The organism is Aeromonas bestiarum (assembly GCF_028751155.1).
GTDB classification, from domain to species: Bacteria; Pseudomonadota; Gammaproteobacteria; order Enterobacterales; family Aeromonadaceae; genus Aeromonas; species Aeromonas bestiarum.
The window spans coordinates 102,307-118,292 of record NZ_CP064746.1; the positions used below are offsets into that span (position 1 = coordinate 102,307).

Here is a 15,986-nt window from a genome sequence, read left to right on the forward strand (position 1 = left end):
CCGTGTGGTCTGTTATTGGCGACCAGAAGAACCAAAACCGCCTTCACCCCGTTCACTCTGATTGAACTCATCGACCAGTTGGAAGCTGGCCTGAACCACCGGCATGATCACCAGCTGGGCGATGCGTTCGCCGGGCTGCATGGTGAAGCTGTCGTTGCCACGGTTCCAGACCGAGACCATCAGCTGGCCCTGGTAATCGGAATCGATGAGGCCCACCAGGTTGCCCAGCACTATGCCGTGTTTATGGCCGAGACCGGAGCGAGGCAGGATGGTGGCACACAGGCCGGGATCCTGGATGTGGATGGCCAGACCGGTCGGTACCAGTGTGGTATCGCCCGGTGCCAGCGTGATGGGCACATCCAGCAGGGCGCGCAGATCCATACCGGCAGAGCCCGGTGTGGCATAGGCGGGCAGCGGGTAGTCGGTGCCGATGCGGGCATCCAGAATCTTCAATTCAATTTGTGTTGTCATGGATAGTTCGTTTTTCAATGAGTGCTTGTGTGGACGCCCAGCATGGCCAGTGCAGTCTGTGTCGTCGTGAATCGTTCGCCTGCCGGGCGTACCGGCAGACGGGCCGGGTGCTAGCCCCGGTAGTGACGCGCAATCAGGGCGATGAGGTGACGGGCCAGCGTCAGCTTATCGGCCAGCGGCAGAGGGGCTTGACCCCCTTGCCAGAACACGGTCAGGGCGTTGTCGTCGGCGTTGAAGCCCTGGCCCGCGCGGGACACGTCGTTGGCGGCGATCATGTCCAGCCGCTTACGCTGCAGTTTGTCGAGGGCGTATTGTTCCACATCCACGGTTTCGGCGGCAAATCCGACGGTGAAGGGCTTGTCTGACAGCGCTCCCACGGCGGCTATGATGTCGGGATTCTTGACCAGCTTCACCACCATCTGGTCGTTGTCGCCGGTCTTCTTGATCTTCTGGCTGGCGACCTGCTCGGGCCTATAGTCGGCCACGGCGGCGCAGCCAATGAAGAGATCGCAGTCGGCCACCCGGCTCATCACCGCCTGATGCATCTGCTCTGCGCTCTCCACATCGACTCGTACTACCCCGCCCGGTGTCGGCAGGGCGACCGGGCCGCTCACCAGCGTCACCTCGGCACCCGCCTCACAGGCGGCGCGGGCGATGGCGTAACCCATCTTGCCGGAGCTGTGGTTGCTGATATAGCGCACCGGATCCAGCGGCTCGCGGGTCGGCCCTGCGGTGAGCAGCAGTCTGACGCCCGCCAGCAGCGGCTCGGCGGCCAGTTGCTGGCAGCAGCGCTCAACCAGTTCGAGGGGATCCAGCATCCGGCCCGGGCCTACGTCGCCGCAGGCCTGGCTGCCTGAATCCGGCCCCCACAGCAGGATGCCGCGACCGGCCAGGGTCTTGAGGTTGGCCTGGGTGGCGGCGTTGAGATACATCTGCTGGTTCATGGCCGGGGTCAGTGCCACCGGTGCCGGTGTCGCCAGACAGAGGGTAGTCAGCAGTTCGTCGGCCATGCCGGCGGCCATGCGGGCCATCAGATTGGCGCTGGCCGGGGCGATCAGCACCAGATCCGCCCACTTGGCCAGTTCGATGTGGCCCATGCCCGCCTCGGCGGCGGGATCCAGCAGGCTGTCTGCCACCGGATGGCCGGAGACGGCCTGCAGGGTCAGCGGGGTGATGAACTCCTTGGCGGAGCGGGTCATCACCACCCGCACCTCGGCTCCCTGATCTTTCAGGCGGCGTACCAGTTCGGCACTCTTGTAGGCGGCGATCCCGCCACTGACACCCAACAGGATGCGTTTATCGGCCAATCTCATCTGCTGCTTCTCTTCCGGCTCACTCTGACTGGTCGGCTAAGATACCACAGGCAAGGGATGACGACAGAGGCTGACATGGGGGACTTGTGGTCGGGCTCCCGCGATTTTTTGCTATGTTTTCTCTCAATAGGCATGAGGGAGAGACAAATGAGCATCAAGGAGTGGCCAGAGGATGAGCGTCCCCGAGAGAAGCTGTTGCGCCAGGGGCCCGGCGCCTTGTCCGATGCCGAGTTGCTGGCCATCTTCCTGCGCACCGGTGTCAACGGGCTGAGCGCGGTGGATCTCTCACGCCAGCTGTTGCAGCAGTTCGGATCCTTGCGAGCACTGCTCGGCGCCGAGCAGTCGGCCTTCTGTGATGCTCATGGGCTGGGGCCGGCCAAATACGCCCAGTTGCAGGCGGTGCTGGAGATGGGCAAGCGTCATCTGGCCGAGCAGTTGCAGCGGGGCGATGCCCTCACCTCGCCCCAGTTGACCCGGGATTATCTGCAGGCCCAGTTGCGGGATCGGCCGCGAGAAGTGTTCGCCTTGTTGCTCCTGGACAACCAGCACAGAGTGATTCAATTCGTTGAACTTTTTTACGGAACCCTCGACTCGGCGAGCGTCTGGCCCAGAGAAATCGTGCAGATCGCGCTCAAACATAATGCAGCCGCCGTGATTCTGGCGCATAATCACCCGTCCGGCGTGGCCGAGCCCAGTCGGGCCGACCGCCAGATCACGGATCGGATCTTGGCCGCCTTGGCCCTGATCGATATCAGAGTGCTGGATCACTTGGTGATCGGTGATGGCATCACGGTTTCTTTTGCAGAGCGTGGTTGGTTGTAACTGGCTCTGGCACTGTATTAGTTGATCTTTGATCACGGATGCTGTATAAAATGCCGCCTTCTGTTTGCCCCGCAATCGAAGGCCAGCGGGGCAGATATTTGCTCGAGCAATGAAGTAAGATTTGGAGAGACTGACATGTCTAGAGTATGCCAAGTAACCGGCAAGCGCCCGGCAGTTGGTAACAACCGTTCGCACGCTAACAACGCTACCAAGCGTCGTTTCCTGCCGAACCTGCACACTCACCGTTTTTGGGTTGAGGGTGAAAAACGCTTCGTAAGTCTGCGCGTATCCGCAAAAGGCATGCGTATCATCGACAAGCGTGGCGTTGAAGTGGTTCTGGCTGAACTGCGCGCCAGCGGTGTTAAGGTATAAGGAATTAGATCATGGCTAAAGGTATTCGCGAGAAAATTCGTCTGAACTCCAGCGCCGGTACTGGTCACTTCTATACCACTACCAAGAACAAGCGCACCATGCCCGAAAAAATGGAGATCAAAAAGTTTGATCCCGTTGTTCGTCAGCATGTGATCTACAAGGAAGGCAAAATCAAGTAATTACTTGATGCTGCATTCCCAAAAAACCCGGCCTTGTGCCGGGTTTTTTTATGGCTGGAATTCAGTACACTGCCGGTTCGAAGGGAGGCTTTCCATGTTCAGATTGAGCCGCAAAGGCTGGAATAACGTGATCATAGTGGCCGTGCTGGCGGTGATCACCCTGCTGCACCGGCTGGAGATAGCCCAGCAGGAGAACAGCGCCCAGCGCGCCCGTCCCCTGTTGCCGGACAGCGCCGTCGTGCTCACCTGGCAGGGACCGAGCTGGCAGATCGAGCGCATCGGTCAGGGCTGGCGCAGCGGGCCGGATCTGGGGCTCAGCAGTGCCCAGCTGGCCGCCCACATCGAAGGCTGGCAGGGCTGGTTGTTGTCACCGGGTAGTGCCGTGCGGGGTACGCCGGTCACCCTCAAGATCTGGGTCGCTGGTCAGAGCGATCCGCTTGAAGTGGGGCTCTATCAGGACAGCGGCAAGTTTGCTGCCCTGCTGCCGCCCTCGACCTGGCTCAGCCTGAGTCAGGAGCAGTATCGCAGCCTGCTGCGTCCCACCCCCTAATCCATTTTCGAGCGAGAGGACCCCATGCCTGAATTACCGGAAGTCGAAGTCAGCCGCCAGGGCATCTCTCCCTGGCTCACCGGCATCAAGGTCACTCGCGTCGTGGTGCGGGATGGCCGGCTGCGCTGGCCGGTGCCGGGCGAAATCCAGGAGCTGGTGGATCTCGTCATCCACAGGGTCAGCCGCCGCGCCAAGTATCTGCTGCTGGAGACCGACTTCGGCACCGCCATCCTGCATCTGGGCATGTCTGGCAGTCTACGGGTGCTGGATATCGGCACCCCGGCCGAGAAACACGACCACGTGGATATAGAGCTCGCCAACGGCAAGCTGCTGCGGCTCAACGATCCGCGCCGCTTCGGTGCCCTGCTGTGGACCCGTGAACCGGCCGAGGCGCACGCCCTGCTGGCGAAGCTGGGACCGGAACCGCTGACCGATGCCTTCAGCGCCGACTACCTGCAGGGGCGCGCCAAGGGGCGCAGCACCGCCATCAAGACCTTCCTGATGGATAACCATGTGGTGGTCGGGGTGGGCAACATCTACGCCAACGAGGCGCTCTATGCCGCTGGCATTCATCCCAAGCGGGCGGCGGGCAACATCAGTGCCGAGCGACTGGCAACCCTGGTGGCCGAGATCAAGCGGGTGCTGGCCGAGGCTATCAAGCAGGGCGGCACCACCCTCAAGGATTTCACCAGCGCCGATGGCAAACCTGGCTATTTCGTGCAGCAGTTGCAGGTCTATGGGCGAGGTGGCCAGCCCTGTTTTCATTGTCACACCCTGCTCAGTGAAATCCGGCTGGGGCAGAGAACCACGGTGTTTTGCTCCCACTGCCAGCGCTGAATGGTCGTTATTTTGGCCAAAAACGGCCAAGTTGTAAGAGAGTATTTCCAGTCTGTTGAATATTTGCGCGCCCGTCACTAGTATCTCGACCGTTCAGGCAGTTTGAGAAAATAAAATGACAGCTAAATCAATAGACTGGGATCATTTATCCCGGCAGGGGCACTATTGTGCCCAAAAAATGGCCCGTTTCCTCTATCCCGATGACAGCGCCCGCAAGACCTTCAATCGCGCCAAGTTCGTGCTGCGCAGCCTGCTCTATCGGCAGCAGCTGAGCCGGGTATTCGAGCTGTTTCAGGCCGAACCCCTCAAGGCCCTGCCTGCCCACTATCCCGAGCTGCTCGACAAGCCGATGCGGCCCTACCGCTTTGCCGGCTCCACCGCGACCGAGCGGGCCGAGATGCTGGAGAACCACTATCGGCTGATGCTGGCCCGCTACCCGGATCTGATCTACCCGCTCTATCTGGGCGATGGCATCGAGCTCGGCCGCTATCCCGAGAGCGGCTGCCGCATCATATTGCGTCACGACGGTACCTTTCGCCGCGAGGCCGAGCTGGCCCTCTCCATCGTCGATCCGCAGGGCAAGCGGCTTTACAGCTGTGCCTTCTCGTTGGCCGGTACACCCAAGCGGCTGGCCGTGGTGATCGGCTCGGTACAAGGCCCGGAGCCCTGCATCGAGCAGGCGCAGGACAAGGTGCGTGCGCTGACCAAGGAGGGCCACGGTCTGAGACCCAAGTCGCTGGTGGTTATGCTGGTGATGCAGCTGGCCGAGGCGATGGAGGCCGAGCATATCTCGGCGGTGCGGATGAAGGCGCACATTTATCAGGCCAGGCGCTACAGCAAGAAGAAGAAAGCCTGTCTGCAGGCGGATTATGACGAGCTGTGGCAGGAGTTTGGCGCCATCGATCTGGATGACAACTTCGTGCGGTTGCAGCCCGCCCAGCGCAAGCCGCTGGAGGAGATAGCTTCCAAGAAGCGGGCCATGTACCGGCGCCGCTACGAGTGGCTTGACCAGCTGACCCTGGCGAGTCAGCAACAGCTGGGCCCGCGTCTGGCAGGTTGAGATGCACAAGCTGCAGTGGCAAACAGGCTACCCTCGGGTAGCCTGTTTTTGATCACTTGCCTTGCTTGGCGGCAATTGCCTTGGCGACGATCGGGTCTACAAACTGGCGGATATCGCCACCGTGCAGGGCGACCTCTTTCACCAGGGTCGAGGAGATGAAGGAGTTCTCCTCCGCCGGGGTGAGGAAGACGCTCTCCAGCTCCGGCATCAGGCGGCGGTTCATGTTGGCCAGCTGGAACTCGTACTCGAAGTCGGAGACGGCGCGCAGGCCGCGGATCAGCACGTTGGCCTGCTGCTCTTTGGCGAAATCCACCAGCAGGCCGGAGAAGCCCACCACCTTGACGTTGGGCAGGTGGGCGGTCACTTGCTGGGCAAGCAGGACGCGTTCTGCCAGATCGAACAGCGGGCGCTTGCTCGGGCTGTTGGCGACGCCGACCACCACTTCATCAAACAGTCTGGCGGCCCGGCCAATGAGGTCGGTGTGGCCATTGGTGATGGGGTCGAAGGTGCCGGGATAAATTACCTTGTTGGTCATGTTGTTGATTCCTGCAACCTGGGAATTTGGTCGCATTATAGGGTCTGTTGGCGTTTTGTCGCGACCGGGATGGGGTGAGTGCCGGGGCGAGGCGCTAAGTTTGGTCGTTCAAATCGCTGTCGCCTGGCGTCTTCGCTTGAGAATAGCCCTGCATCAGGCAAGAATACCCGCACCGCGCATCAAGCCTCCTTGCATTGGTGACAGGGAGCAAAGGGATTTTTTATGAAACGTATTCTGGTAGTACGCAATGACAAGATTGGTGACTTCATGCTGGCCTGGCCGAGCTTTGCCATGCTCAAGCGCTCCATGGAGTGTCATGTGACTGCCCTGGTTCCTGCCTACACGGCGCCGTTGGCCCGCCTCTGTCCCTGGATCGACGAGATCATCCTGGATCCGGGTTCACGGGCCGACAAGGAACAGCAACGTGCCTTGCAAGCGCGCATCAAGGCGGCCGCCTTCGATGCCTCCATCTGCCTCTTCTCCAACTCTCGCAATGCCATGCTGGTGTGGAAGGCGCACATCCCTTACCGGCTGGCCCCTGCCACCAAGCTGGCCCAGGTGCTCTACAACCAGCGGCTGATCCAGCGTCGCTCCCGCTCCCAGAAGCCGGAGTACGAATACAACCTGGATCTGGTGCGCCGCTTCCTCGCCGACCAGCAGGTGAGCGTGGTCACGCCACAGGCGCCTTACCTCAGCTTCGATCCCCAGAGCCTGCAGCAGGTGCGCGAGCAGGTTGCCACCCGCTTGAAGCTGGATGCCAGCCGCCCTTGGCTGATGGTGCATGCCGGCAGCGGCGGCTCGGCCAACAACCTCTCCATCGAGCAGTACGCCCGCCTCATCATCAAGCTCAACCAGGCCTGTCCCGAGCTGCAGTGCATACTGACGGCGGGGCCGGGGGAGGAGAAGATCGCCGAACAGCTGGCGGCCGAGCTGCTGGCCCACGGCGGCAACGGCTGGATCTACCGCTCCGACGAGGGGCTGCCCAAGTTCTGTCAGGTGATGGCCAATGCCGCCCTGTTCGTGGCGGGCAGCACGGGCCCGCTGCACATAGCGGCGGCGCTGGACGTGCCCACCATAGGCTTCTTCCCGGCGCACCGCTCCGCGACGCCGTTGCGCTGGCGTCCGCTCAACAGCGAGGGGCGCCACCTGGCGTTCAGTCCGCCGGAAGACAGCGATCACCCGGAAGACATGAGCCAGCTCGATCCCAAGACAATGGCGGCGGCGATCGCCCGCTGGGCACCACCTTTCTGGCGGACAGAGAGCTGATCGATACAAACAGGGCCCTTTCGGGCCCTGTTTGTATGGGGGACTGCTGGCGGCTTACTTGTCAGCCTGATCCGGCGCCTGCGGCTGCTGGCGGATCCAGAGGTCGGCGTACTTCACGAAGGTGGAGTGGGCCGACAGTATGGCCAGCAAAAGCCCCTGCTTGCCATCGAGGAAGCCCGCCTTGAGCAGGTACATCTTGAGGAAGCAGCCCAGCGCATGCACCAGCCCCTGGCTGAGGGAGCCCTTCTTGCCACGGGCGGTACGCTGATCGGCCCAGGCCCTGGCATAGCCGGCGGACTTCACCAGATAGTGCTCCAGATCCCGATAGGTGAAGTGGAGCAGGTCGCCATGGATATTGACGATCTTCATGTTGGCACGCACCTCCACCTTCTCGTGCACCAGCACCTCGTTGTAGCTGGTGAGCGCTTTGGGGTAGAGGCGCAGCACCCGATCCGGATACCAGCCGCTGTGACGGATGAAGCGGCCAAACACCCAGGAGAGGCGCGGGATCGAGTAGATGGTATCGCTGGCCGGGTTGGCCATGATGGTGGCGATGGCCGCTTTCAGCTCGGGAGTGAGCCGCTCGTCGGCATCCAGCCACAGCACCCACTCTGACTGGACGTGGGACTGGGCGAGGCGGCGCTGGCGACCGAAGCCCGGCCATACCGGGTTGACGAAGAAGCGGGCGCCGAATTCGGCGGCGATGGCAGGGGTTTCGTCCTGGCTGCCTGAGTCCATGATGACGATCTCGTCCACCAGGCCATCGAGGGAGGCGAGGCAGGCTCTCAGGTTTTCGGCTTCATTCTTGACGATCAGGACGGCCGCCAGGGTCGGTTTTTTCACGGATTAAGGGCTCTTGTTGGCGCCCGGCTGGCGGGCCATGCTCGAATTGGCGCCCATTCTAGCCTAAAACGGCAGGCGGAGCATGGTTCCGGCGCCTATGGTGCGTCAGTTTCAAATGGCTTCTTTTTTGGCATGAGAGCGGGTGGTGCGGGGATCTTCTGTTATTTCTCGGGCCATTCTTGGGGCATAATCTCGGCCAGCAACGATTAACCGCAGGGCTTGGCCCCAAGAGACGCGTGAGATGAAGATATTGGTGATCGGCCCCTCCTGGGTCGGCGACATGGTGATGTCCCAGAGCCTCTACAAGGCGATCAAGGCCAATCACCCCGACAGCGAGCTGCATGTGATGGCGCCCGCCTGGTGTGGCGCCCTGCTGGAGCGGATGCCCGAGGTGGACAAAGCCATCCCCATGCCGCTTGGCCACGGCGACTTCAAGCTGAGCGCCCGTCGTCGGCTCGGCAAGCAGCTGGCGGCGGAGAAGTACGATCAGGCCATCATACAGCCGAACTCCATGAAGTCGGCGCTGATCCCCTGGTTTGCCAGGATCCCGGTACGCACCGGCTGGAAGGGGGAGCACCGCTTCGGCCTGCTCAACGACATGCGCAGCAACAAGTCCGCTTTCCCGCTGATGGTGGAAGCCTACCTGGCGCTGGCCTATCCCAAGGCGCAGATGAAGAGCCGGGCCGACATTCCCGTCATTCCCCATCCGTCGCTCAATGTCGATCTCATCAATCAGGGCAAGGCGCTGGACCGGCTCGGTCTGGATCGCGCCCGCCCCGTGCTGGTGCTCTGCCCGGGGGCCGAGTTCGGCCCGGCCAAGCGCTGGCCGGAAGGGCACTACGCCGTGGTGGCGCAGAAGCACCTGGATGAGGGCTGGCAGGTGTGGATCTTCGGCTCCGGCAAGGATGTGCCCGTGGCCAACACCATTCGCGACCGGATCAATCCCCTGTCGCGCCCCAATTGCCACGTACTGGCGGGCAAGACCAGCCTGTATGAGGCGATCGACCTGATGGCGCTGGCCGGGCGGGTCATCTCCAACGATTCCGGCCTGATGCACATAGCCGCCGCCCTCAACCGGCCGCTGATCGGGGTCTATGGCTCCACTTCGCCGCTCTACACGCCGCCGCTGGCGGACAGGGTCGAGATCGTCCACACCGACATAGAGTGCCGCCCCTGCTTCAAGCGCACCTGCAAGTTCGGTCACCTCAAGTGCCTGATCGAGCTGATGCCGGAGCAGGTGATAGAGGCGGGCAGGCGACTGGAGTGCGGCGAGTCGCCGGCTCAGCCGATCGTGCCGCAAGTGGGCGAGCCACCGCGCTTCGTCTCCGACCCGGGCAAGCGATCGGAGCCAAAATAGCATGGGCTATCGGCTGCTCTACAACCTGCTGATCCACCTGGGCTTGCCGCTGGCACTGCTGGCGCTCTACAAGCCGAAGAAGGGCAAGCCCGGCTTCGGTGCACGCTGGGCCGAGCATCTGGGACGGACGCCCGCCAGCGGGCAGGAGGCGCCGCTCTGGATCCATGCGGTGAGTGTCGGCGAGACACTGGCCATCAGTCCCTTCATTCGCGCCCTCAAGGCCGAGCGGCCGGACCTGCCGATCCTGCTCACCACCACCACCCGCACCGGCGCCGAACAGGCGGCCAGACTCGGCGATCTGGTGGTACATCGCTACGCGCCGCTCGACTACCCCTGGGCGGTGGCCACCTTCCTCAAGCGCATCAAGCCGCGTGCCCTCTGGGTGATGGAGACAGAGCTGTGGCCGAACTGGCTGGCGGCCTGCGAGGCGCGCCACCTGCCGGTGGCCATCATCAATGCCCGCCTCTCGGAGCGATCCTGCCAGCGCTATGCCCGCTTCCAGGGGGCGTTCGATGCCTTGAGCCGGCCACTGACCCATCTGCTCTGCCAGCATCAGGACGACGCCGACCGGTTCCATCGACTTGGCATAGGTCGCGAGCGACTGGCGGTGACCGGTTCCATCAAGTTCGACATCCAGCTGGGGGACGAGGTGCAGGCCAGAGGCCGTGCCCTGCGCCAGCAGCTGGGACAGGACAGGCCTGTCTGGATCGCCGCCAGCACCCATCAGGGGGAGGACGAGCAGGTATTGGCGGCGTTTGACCGGGTGCTGCACAGCCACCCGCAGGCCCTGCTGATCCTGGTGCCGCGCCACCCCGAGCGCTTCGATCGGGTGGCCGAGCTGTGCGCCCCTTATGGCTGTGTGCGCCGCACTGGCGACGCCCCGATCCGCGAGACGGACAAGGTCTATCTCGGCGATACCATGGGCGAGCTGCCGCTGATGCTGGCGGCGGCCGATGTGGCCTTCGTCGGCGGTAGTCTGGTGAAGGTGGGTGGTCACAACCTGCTGGAACCGGCGGCGCTGGGCAAGCCCTGCCTGACTGGCCCTGCCTACTTCAACTTCAGCGACATCACCCGCCAGCTGGTGGCTCAGGGTGGTGCTGCCCTGGTGGCCGATGCCGCCGCGCTGGGGGAGAAGGTGAGCGAGCTGCTGGCCGACGAGGGCGAGCGCCGCCAGATGGGCGAACAGGCGCGCGCCGTGGTGCTGCGCAATCAGGGGGCGCTGGCACGCACCCTGTCCCACTGCCTCGCCAGCCTGGAAAACGACTGAATCCGGGCGGATGGACATAAAAAAACGGAGCGCATGGCGCTCCGTTTTTGTTTTGGCGGGGTTTCGGGTCAGCGCACTATCAGGCCAAGCAGTATGCCCACCACGCCGAAGTCGGCATCGCTGAAGGTGGTGTTGGCAAAGCCGAGATCCCCCAGCACCGGCAACAGGAACACCGGCAGGAAGGTGATCAGCAGGCCGTTGGCGAAGGCGCCGAGCAGGGCACCGCGACGACCGCCGGTGGCGTTGCCGAACACCCCGGCCGCCGCACCGACGAAGAAGTGCGGCACCACGCCCGGGATGATGACGGTCAGTCCCAGCAGGTAGAGCAGCACCATGCCAGCCAGACCGGCGGTGAAGCTCGACAGGAAGCCGATCAGCACCGCATTGGGGGCGTAGGGGAAGACGATGGGGCAGTCGAGCGCCGGCTTGGCGTTCGGCACCAGCTTGTCGGAGATCCCCTTGAAGGCCGGTACTATCTCGGCGATGACCATGCGCACCCCCTGCAAGATCACGTAGACCCCGGCGGCGAAGGTGATGGATTGCATCAGGGAGAACATGAACCAGTGCTTGCCCTTGGCGACGCTGGTGACGAACTCGGGGCCGGCGAAGGCGGAGGTGATGAGGAAGATGATGCCCATGGTGAAGGAGATGGCCACCGGGGTATCGCGCAGGAACAGCAGGCTCTTGGGCACCTGCACCTCTTCACTGCTGTGGGCCTTGTTGCCGAACTTGGCGCCGATCCAGCCGGCCAGCACGTAGGAGATGGTGGAGAAGTGGCCGAGTGCCACCTCGTCGGAGCCGGTGATCTGCTTCATGTAGGGGTGAGCGAGGGCCGGGAACAGCACCATGGTCACGCCGACCACCAGGCTGCCGACCGCGATCAGGGGAATGCCGCTCATGCCGCCGGCGGAGAGGATGGCCGCCACCATCATGGACATGAAGAGGGTGTGATGACCGGTCAGGAAGATGAATTTCCACGGGGTGAGGCGGGCAATCAATATGTTCACCAGCATGGCGAAGAACATGATCATCGCCATCTCCTTGCCGAACGACTGCTGGGCGATGGAGACGATGGCCTCGTTGTTGGGAACCACCCCCTTGATGCCGAAGGCGTGCTGGAAGATGGTGGCGAAGTCGCCCAGCGAGTTCACCACCAGGGTGGCACCGGCCCCCAGGATGACGAAGCCCATGATAGTCTTGACCGTGCCCTTGATGCACTCGGTCACGGGTTTCTTCTGGGCGATCAAACCGATAAGGGCGATCAGGCCGACCAGCACGGCCGGCTCCGACAGCACGTCAAACATCAGAAAATTGAAAAATTCCATGGTCAGCTCCAAGCAGATGGAAGAGGCGGCCCGCAGGCCGCATGGTGGATCCTTAGAGTGCGCCCAGTTCGCGCAGGGCGGCGGAGAGCTTCTCTTTCATGGCGGCCTTGTCGACCATGTTGTCCAGCGACACCAAGCGGCCGTTGACCCCCATGCTGACGAGCTGCTCGGCGATGTCGCGGGTGGCCACGAACATCTCGGCGGTTTCACTGCCGGCGGAGGCGAGATCCCTGTGATCCACCTCGGCGGTTACATTCAGCTCCTTGAGGATGCTCTTGATGCTCATCTCCATCATCAGGCTGGTGCCCAGGCCGTGTCCGCATACAACCAGAATTTTCATTGTCTCTTCCTCTGTCGGGCGCAGGGCGCCGCTCAGTAACGCGCCAGGATGCGCAAAATATCGTTTTTGGTGTCGGCCGCCATGATGGCCGCCACGTCCTCTTCGTTCATGAACAGCTCGGCCAGCTGGGCGATTGTCTCCACGTGGGAGTTGCTGTCGCTGGCGGCAAGGGTTACCAGCAGCCGGACCGGATCATTGCCCTCGGAGCCGAAGTTGACCCCGGTTTTCAGCACTGTCAGCCCCAGGCCGAGGCGGTTGACCCCGTCTTCCGGGCGAGCGTGGGGCATGGCCAGGCCCGGGCCCAGCACGTAGTAGGGGCCGAGCTCTTCGTGTGAGCGAAACAGCGCCGCCACATAGGAGGGCTCTATGGTGCCGTTGGCCAGCAGGGGGGCGGTGGCGAGCTCGATGGCATGACGCCAGTCGCGGGCACCCGCTTCGATGGAAATGACCTCTTCGGTCAGCAATTGAGTCAGCATGGCAATGATCCGGCTGGATGAGATGGCGCCAATCTAGCGATCTTGTCCCGCGATAACTGTGAGCGCGATCTCGAAAGTTAGCGCTACCAGATAGCGCTAACATCGAACTGTGATAGCGCTATCATTTCTATCATGGGAGGGATTCATCTTGCCCCGTCACTCGCTCAAAGGGGGTAAAATCCGGCTTGAGCAAATAGTCAGTGCCGCACTTTTGCCTTAAAGTGAGCACCCGTATGTCGAGGAAGGGAAGGGATGTCAGAAGCGAAGAAGCGCCGTAGCACGGGTCGGGTGACCCTCAACGATGTGGCCCAGCTGGCCGGAGTGGGGGCCATGACGGTGTCCCGTGCTCTGCGCACCCCCGAGCTGGTGTCAGACAAGATGCGCGAACGCATCGACGCCGCCGTGGATGAACTCGGCTACATTCCCAACCGGGCCGCGGGTGCGCTCGCCTCCGCCACCTCCCAGACCATAGTGGTGATAGTGCCCAGCCTGACCGAGCGCGGTTGCGGCGACATGATCGCCGGGCTGCAGCAGACCCTGCTCGATGAGGGCTACCAGATAATGCTGGGGGATGCCCAGCATCTGAAGCTGCAGGAGGAGAGCCTGCTGACCAGCTTCTTGCAGCACAACCCGGCTGCCGTGGTGCTGTTTGGCGGCGATCCCGGCGAGACCATTCGCACCCGGCTGCAGGCGGCCCGCCTGCCGGTGGTGGAGGTGGGGGCCATGGCGCGCCAGCCCATCGATATGAATGTCGGCGTCTCCAACTTCGATGCCGGCTATCAGCTGACCCGTCACCTCATAGAGCGCGGCTACCGCAACATAGGTTTTCTCTGCGCCCGTCAGGAGCAGTGGATGCTGCAACAGCGCATGCAGGGCTGGCAGAAGGCGCTGCTGGACAACTACCTCTCCCCCGATGCCATCATCAACACCTCTGAGCTGCCGAGTTTCAGCACGGGCGCGGCCATGCTGGGGGAGTTTTTGCTGCGCTGGCCCGAGCTGGATGCGCTGGTGTGCGTCAACGACGAGCTGGCGGCCGGGGTGTTGTTCGAATGTCAGCGTCGCCACCTGAGCGTGCCTGGCAAGCTCGCCATCGCCGGCTTCGACGATCTGGACGTGGCGCGCGCCTGCTATCCGGCGCTCACCTCGGTCCGGATCCCCTATCGCCAAATGGGGCAGGAGGCGGCCGAGCTTGTCTTGCGCCAGCTGGCTGGCGACCCTGTCATGGGCACGGCCCTGACCCTGGATTTTCAACTGCAGAAGCGTCAAAGCAGCTGATCCCGTTTCACACTCATCAAAGAGGCAACCATGTTCAAGGCTCTGTTACTGGAAAACCAAGACGGCAAGACCACTGCGACCCTGACCCAGCTGGCCGAGAGTCAGCTGCCGGCAGGGGAAGTGCGAGTGGCGGTGAGCCACAGCTCCATCAACTACAAGGACGGGCTGGCCATCACCGGCAAGGGCAAGATAGTGCGTCAGTGGCCGCTGGTGCCCGGCATCGACTTCGCCGGCACCGTGCTGGAATCGACCGATAGCCGCTATCAGATCGGCGACAAGGTGTTGCTGACCGGCTGGGGTGTGGGGGAAGGCCACTGGGGCGGCATGGCCGAGCAGGCGCGGGTCAAGGCCGACTGGCTGGTGCCGCTGCCGGCCGGGCTGGATGAACGTCAGGCCATGTGCATCGGCACCGCCGGCCTCACCGCCATGCTCTGCGTGCTGGCGCTGGAAGAAGCGGGCGTCACCCCGCAGAGCGGCGAGATCCTGGTGACGGGCGCCGCGGGCGGGGTGGGCTCCACCGCCGTGGCCCTGCTGGCCGCGCTGGGTTATCAGGTCGCGGCCCTGACCGGCCGTCCCGAGGAGCAGGGAGCCATGCTGACCGCCCTCGGGGCCAGGCGCATAGTACCGCGCAGCGAGCTGCTGGAGCCCGCCAAGCCGCTGGAGAAGCAGCTGTGGGCCGGGGCGATCGACACAGTCGGCAGCCAGGTGCTGGCCAAGTTGCTGGCCCAGATGAACTACGGCGGCACCGTGGCCGCCTGCGGGCTGGCGAGCGGCTTCGATCTGCCGACCAGCGTGATGCCCTTCATACTGCGCAACGTGCGGTTGCAGGGGGTCGATTCGGTGATGTGCCCGCTGGCGCGCCGTCAATTGGCGTGGCAGCGGCTGGCGCGGGATCTGCCCGCCAGTTTCTTCGCACAGGCGGTGACCGAGATAGGGCTGGAGCAGGTGGTGGAAGCCGCCGAAGCCATCACGCAAGGCCGGATCGCGGGGCGCACCCTGGTCAAACTTTGATCCTGCCTTGACTGGCGAGCCCCATTTTTCTGGATAGACTTTGAGTGCGGGTGCACTATCCAAGGAGAATGAGCATGGGTGGACACAAGCCGGATTACGATCTCGATGATGAATGGGAACCGGAATCCTGGGAAGAAGAGCTGGATGAATGGGAAGACGAGAGCTGGCAGGACGATGACCCTCTCGACGACCAGTAGTCCACACATTGAGCACACAGGCGGGCCTTGGGGCCCGCCTGTTTTTTTGTGCGGCTCACAGGAATGGGGACGAGCGCTTGGTCGGCGGCATCAGGCTGGCTAGAATGAACTGCCCAAACGACACTCAAGGATGATTATGCGACTCTCTGTCATAGTGTTTGCCGCCCTGCTGGGGGGCTGTGCCTCCCACTCGGATGATCCGTGCGAGAAGGTGTGGAGCGAGGTGGGGGAGGCGGATGGCAAGCTGGGCTTCACCACTGAGCGGGTCGAATTTCACCAGACCCAGTGCGGCAAGAAGGTGGATGCCGAGTTGTGGAAGCAGGGGCACCAGAAAGGGCTGGCCTGGTATTGCCGGCCGGAGCACCTCTATCTGGCGGGCCGATCCGGCGGCGAATATCGCGGCGTCTGTCCCAACGACACGCAGGCGCGCAGACTGTTCGAACAGGGGCGCCAGGGCTGGACCGATCAATAGCCAGCCGCGCGGATGACC

20 protein-coding genes are annotated in these 15,986 nt (G+C 63.0%); 13 read left to right on the top strand and 7 right to left on the bottom strand.

Annotated elements, in window-relative coordinates:
* Window positions 1-12: 12 nt before the first annotated feature.
* A complete protein-coding gene (gene dut, locus IU367_RS00440) occupies window positions 13-471 on the bottom strand; it encodes a dUTP diphosphatase (protein WP_274453155.1) in 459 nt (152 codons plus the stop codon).
* Between the two features lie 110 nt (window positions 472-581).
* The gene (gene coaBC / locus IU367_RS00445) at window positions 582-1,784 is read right to left on the bottom strand and encodes a bifunctional phosphopantothenoylcysteine decarboxylase/phosphopantothenate--cysteine ligase CoaBC (protein ID WP_274453157.1); all 1,203 of its coding nucleotides are present in this window, start codon (window positions 1,782-1,784) and stop codon (window positions 582-584) included.
* A gap of 147 nt (window positions 1,785-1,931) precedes the next feature.
* On the opposite strand from coaBC, the gene radC reads away from it, so the two are divergent.
* The 6 genes from radC to IU367_RS00475 all read left to right on the top strand — a co-directional run bounded on the left by radC (window position 1,932) and on the right by IU367_RS00475 (window position 5,604).
* Window positions 1,932-2,606, top strand: a complete 675-nt coding sequence (gene radC, locus IU367_RS00450; protein ID WP_043139626.1) for a RadC family protein — start codon at window positions 1,932-1,934, stop codon at window positions 2,604-2,606.
* A gap of 135 nt (window positions 2,607-2,741) precedes the next feature.
* Entirely contained in the window at window positions 2,742-2,978 is a 237-nt protein-coding gene (gene rpmB, locus IU367_RS00455; RefSeq protein ID WP_005321271.1) for a 50S ribosomal protein L28, read from the top strand.
* 11 nt (window positions 2,979-2,989) lie between these two features.
* Entirely contained in the window at window positions 2,990-3,157 is a 168-nt protein-coding gene (gene rpmG, locus IU367_RS00460) for a 50S ribosomal protein L33 (RefSeq protein ID WP_005307500.1), read from the top strand.
* A 94-nt stretch (window positions 3,158-3,251) separates the two neighbouring features.
* Window positions 3,252-3,707 (top strand): hypothetical protein, encoded by a 456-nt coding sequence (locus IU367_RS00465; protein ID WP_274453158.1) that lies wholly within the window; start codon window positions 3,252-3,254, stop codon window positions 3,705-3,707.
* Between the two features lie 24 nt (window positions 3,708-3,731).
* The gene (gene mutM, locus IU367_RS00470) at window positions 3,732-4,544 is read left to right on the top strand and encodes a bifunctional DNA-formamidopyrimidine glycosylase/DNA-(apurinic or apyrimidinic site) lyase (protein WP_274453160.1); all 813 of its coding nucleotides are present in this window, start codon (window positions 3,732-3,734) and stop codon (window positions 4,542-4,544) included.
* A 178-nt stretch (window positions 4,545-4,722) separates the two neighbouring features.
* A complete protein-coding gene (locus IU367_RS00475) occupies window positions 4,723-5,604 on the top strand; it encodes a VirK/YbjX family protein (protein WP_274453161.1) in 882 nt (293 codons plus the stop codon).
* Window positions 5,605-5,656: 52 nt separating this feature from the next.
* Here the strand turns inward: IU367_RS00475 and coaD are convergent, their stop codons facing one another.
* Entirely contained in the window at window positions 5,657-6,139 is a 483-nt protein-coding gene (gene coaD, locus IU367_RS00480) for a pantetheine-phosphate adenylyltransferase (RefSeq protein WP_043555919.1), read from the bottom strand.
* Window positions 6,140-6,361: 222 nt separating this feature from the next.
* Between coaD and IU367_RS00485 the strand changes: the two genes are divergently transcribed.
* The gene (locus IU367_RS00485) at window positions 6,362-7,405 is read left to right on the top strand and encodes a glycosyltransferase family 9 protein (protein WP_098981097.1); all 1,044 of its coding nucleotides are present in this window, start codon (window positions 6,362-6,364) and stop codon (window positions 7,403-7,405) included.
* 54 nt (window positions 7,406-7,459) lie between these two features.
* Here IU367_RS00485 and IU367_RS00490 read toward each other — a convergent pair whose 3' ends face one another.
* Window positions 7,460-8,248: a glycosyltransferase family 2 protein gene (locus tag IU367_RS00490; RefSeq protein ID WP_274453163.1), complete on the bottom strand. Its 789-nt coding sequence runs from the start codon at window positions 8,246-8,248 to the stop codon at window positions 7,460-7,462.
* A gap of 241 nt (window positions 8,249-8,489) precedes the next feature.
* Here IU367_RS00490 and waaF point away from each other — a divergent pair, with 241 nt between their 5' ends.
* Together waaF and waaA are read left to right on the top strand one after the other, a co-directional pair.
* On the top strand, window positions 8,490-9,605 hold the full coding sequence (gene waaF / locus IU367_RS00495) for a lipopolysaccharide heptosyltransferase II (protein WP_274453164.1): 1,116 nt from the start codon (window positions 8,490-8,492) through the stop codon (window positions 9,603-9,605).
* 1 nt (window position 9,606) lies between these two features.
* Window positions 9,607-10,872, top strand: a complete 1,266-nt coding sequence (gene waaA / locus IU367_RS00500) for a lipid IV(A) 3-deoxy-D-manno-octulosonic acid transferase (protein WP_274453165.1) — start codon at window positions 9,607-9,609, stop codon at window positions 10,870-10,872.
* A 68-nt stretch (window positions 10,873-10,940) separates the two neighbouring features.
* On the opposite strand, the gene IU367_RS00505 is transcribed toward waaA, so the two are convergent.
* The 3 genes from IU367_RS00505 to IU367_RS00515 are packed head-to-tail and all read right to left on the bottom strand — an operon-like array spanning window position 10,941 to window position 13,013.
* Window positions 10,941-12,197: a PTS ascorbate transporter subunit IIC gene (locus IU367_RS00505; RefSeq protein WP_274453166.1), complete on the bottom strand. Its 1,257-nt coding sequence runs from the start codon at window positions 12,195-12,197 to the stop codon at window positions 10,941-10,943.
* Between the two features lie 52 nt (window positions 12,198-12,249).
* Window positions 12,250-12,537: a PTS sugar transporter subunit IIB gene (locus tag IU367_RS00510; protein WP_274453167.1), complete on the bottom strand. Its 288-nt coding sequence runs from the start codon at window positions 12,535-12,537 to the stop codon at window positions 12,250-12,252.
* 32 nt (window positions 12,538-12,569) lie between these two features.
* The gene (locus IU367_RS00515) at window positions 12,570-13,013 is read right to left on the bottom strand and encodes a PTS sugar transporter subunit IIA (protein WP_043139594.1); all 444 of its coding nucleotides are present in this window, start codon (window positions 13,011-13,013) and stop codon (window positions 12,570-12,572) included.
* Between the two features lie 252 nt (window positions 13,014-13,265).
* Here IU367_RS00515 and IU367_RS00520 point away from each other — a divergent pair, with 252 nt between their 5' ends.
* From IU367_RS00520 to IU367_RS00535, 4 genes are all read left to right on the top strand, one after another.
* Window positions 13,266-14,288: a LacI family DNA-binding transcriptional regulator gene (locus IU367_RS00520; RefSeq protein ID WP_274453168.1), complete on the top strand. Its 1,023-nt coding sequence runs from the start codon at window positions 13,266-13,268 to the stop codon at window positions 14,286-14,288.
* A gap of 30 nt (window positions 14,289-14,318) precedes the next feature.
* Window positions 14,319-15,299, top strand: coding sequence for an acrylyl-CoA reductase (NADPH) (gene acuI, locus IU367_RS00525; RefSeq protein WP_274453169.1), 981 nt, complete (start codon window positions 14,319-14,321; stop codon window positions 15,297-15,299).
* A 74-nt stretch (window positions 15,300-15,373) separates the two neighbouring features.
* Window positions 15,374-15,496 (top strand): hypothetical protein, encoded by a 123-nt coding sequence (locus IU367_RS00530; protein ID WP_111589670.1) that lies wholly within the window; start codon window positions 15,374-15,376, stop codon window positions 15,494-15,496.
* A 136-nt stretch (window positions 15,497-15,632) separates the two neighbouring features.
* Window positions 15,633-15,968: a DUF2799 domain-containing protein gene (locus IU367_RS00535; protein ID WP_042873408.1), complete on the top strand. Its 336-nt coding sequence runs from the start codon at window positions 15,633-15,635 to the stop codon at window positions 15,966-15,968.
* Window positions 15,969-15,986 lie beyond the last annotated feature (18 nt).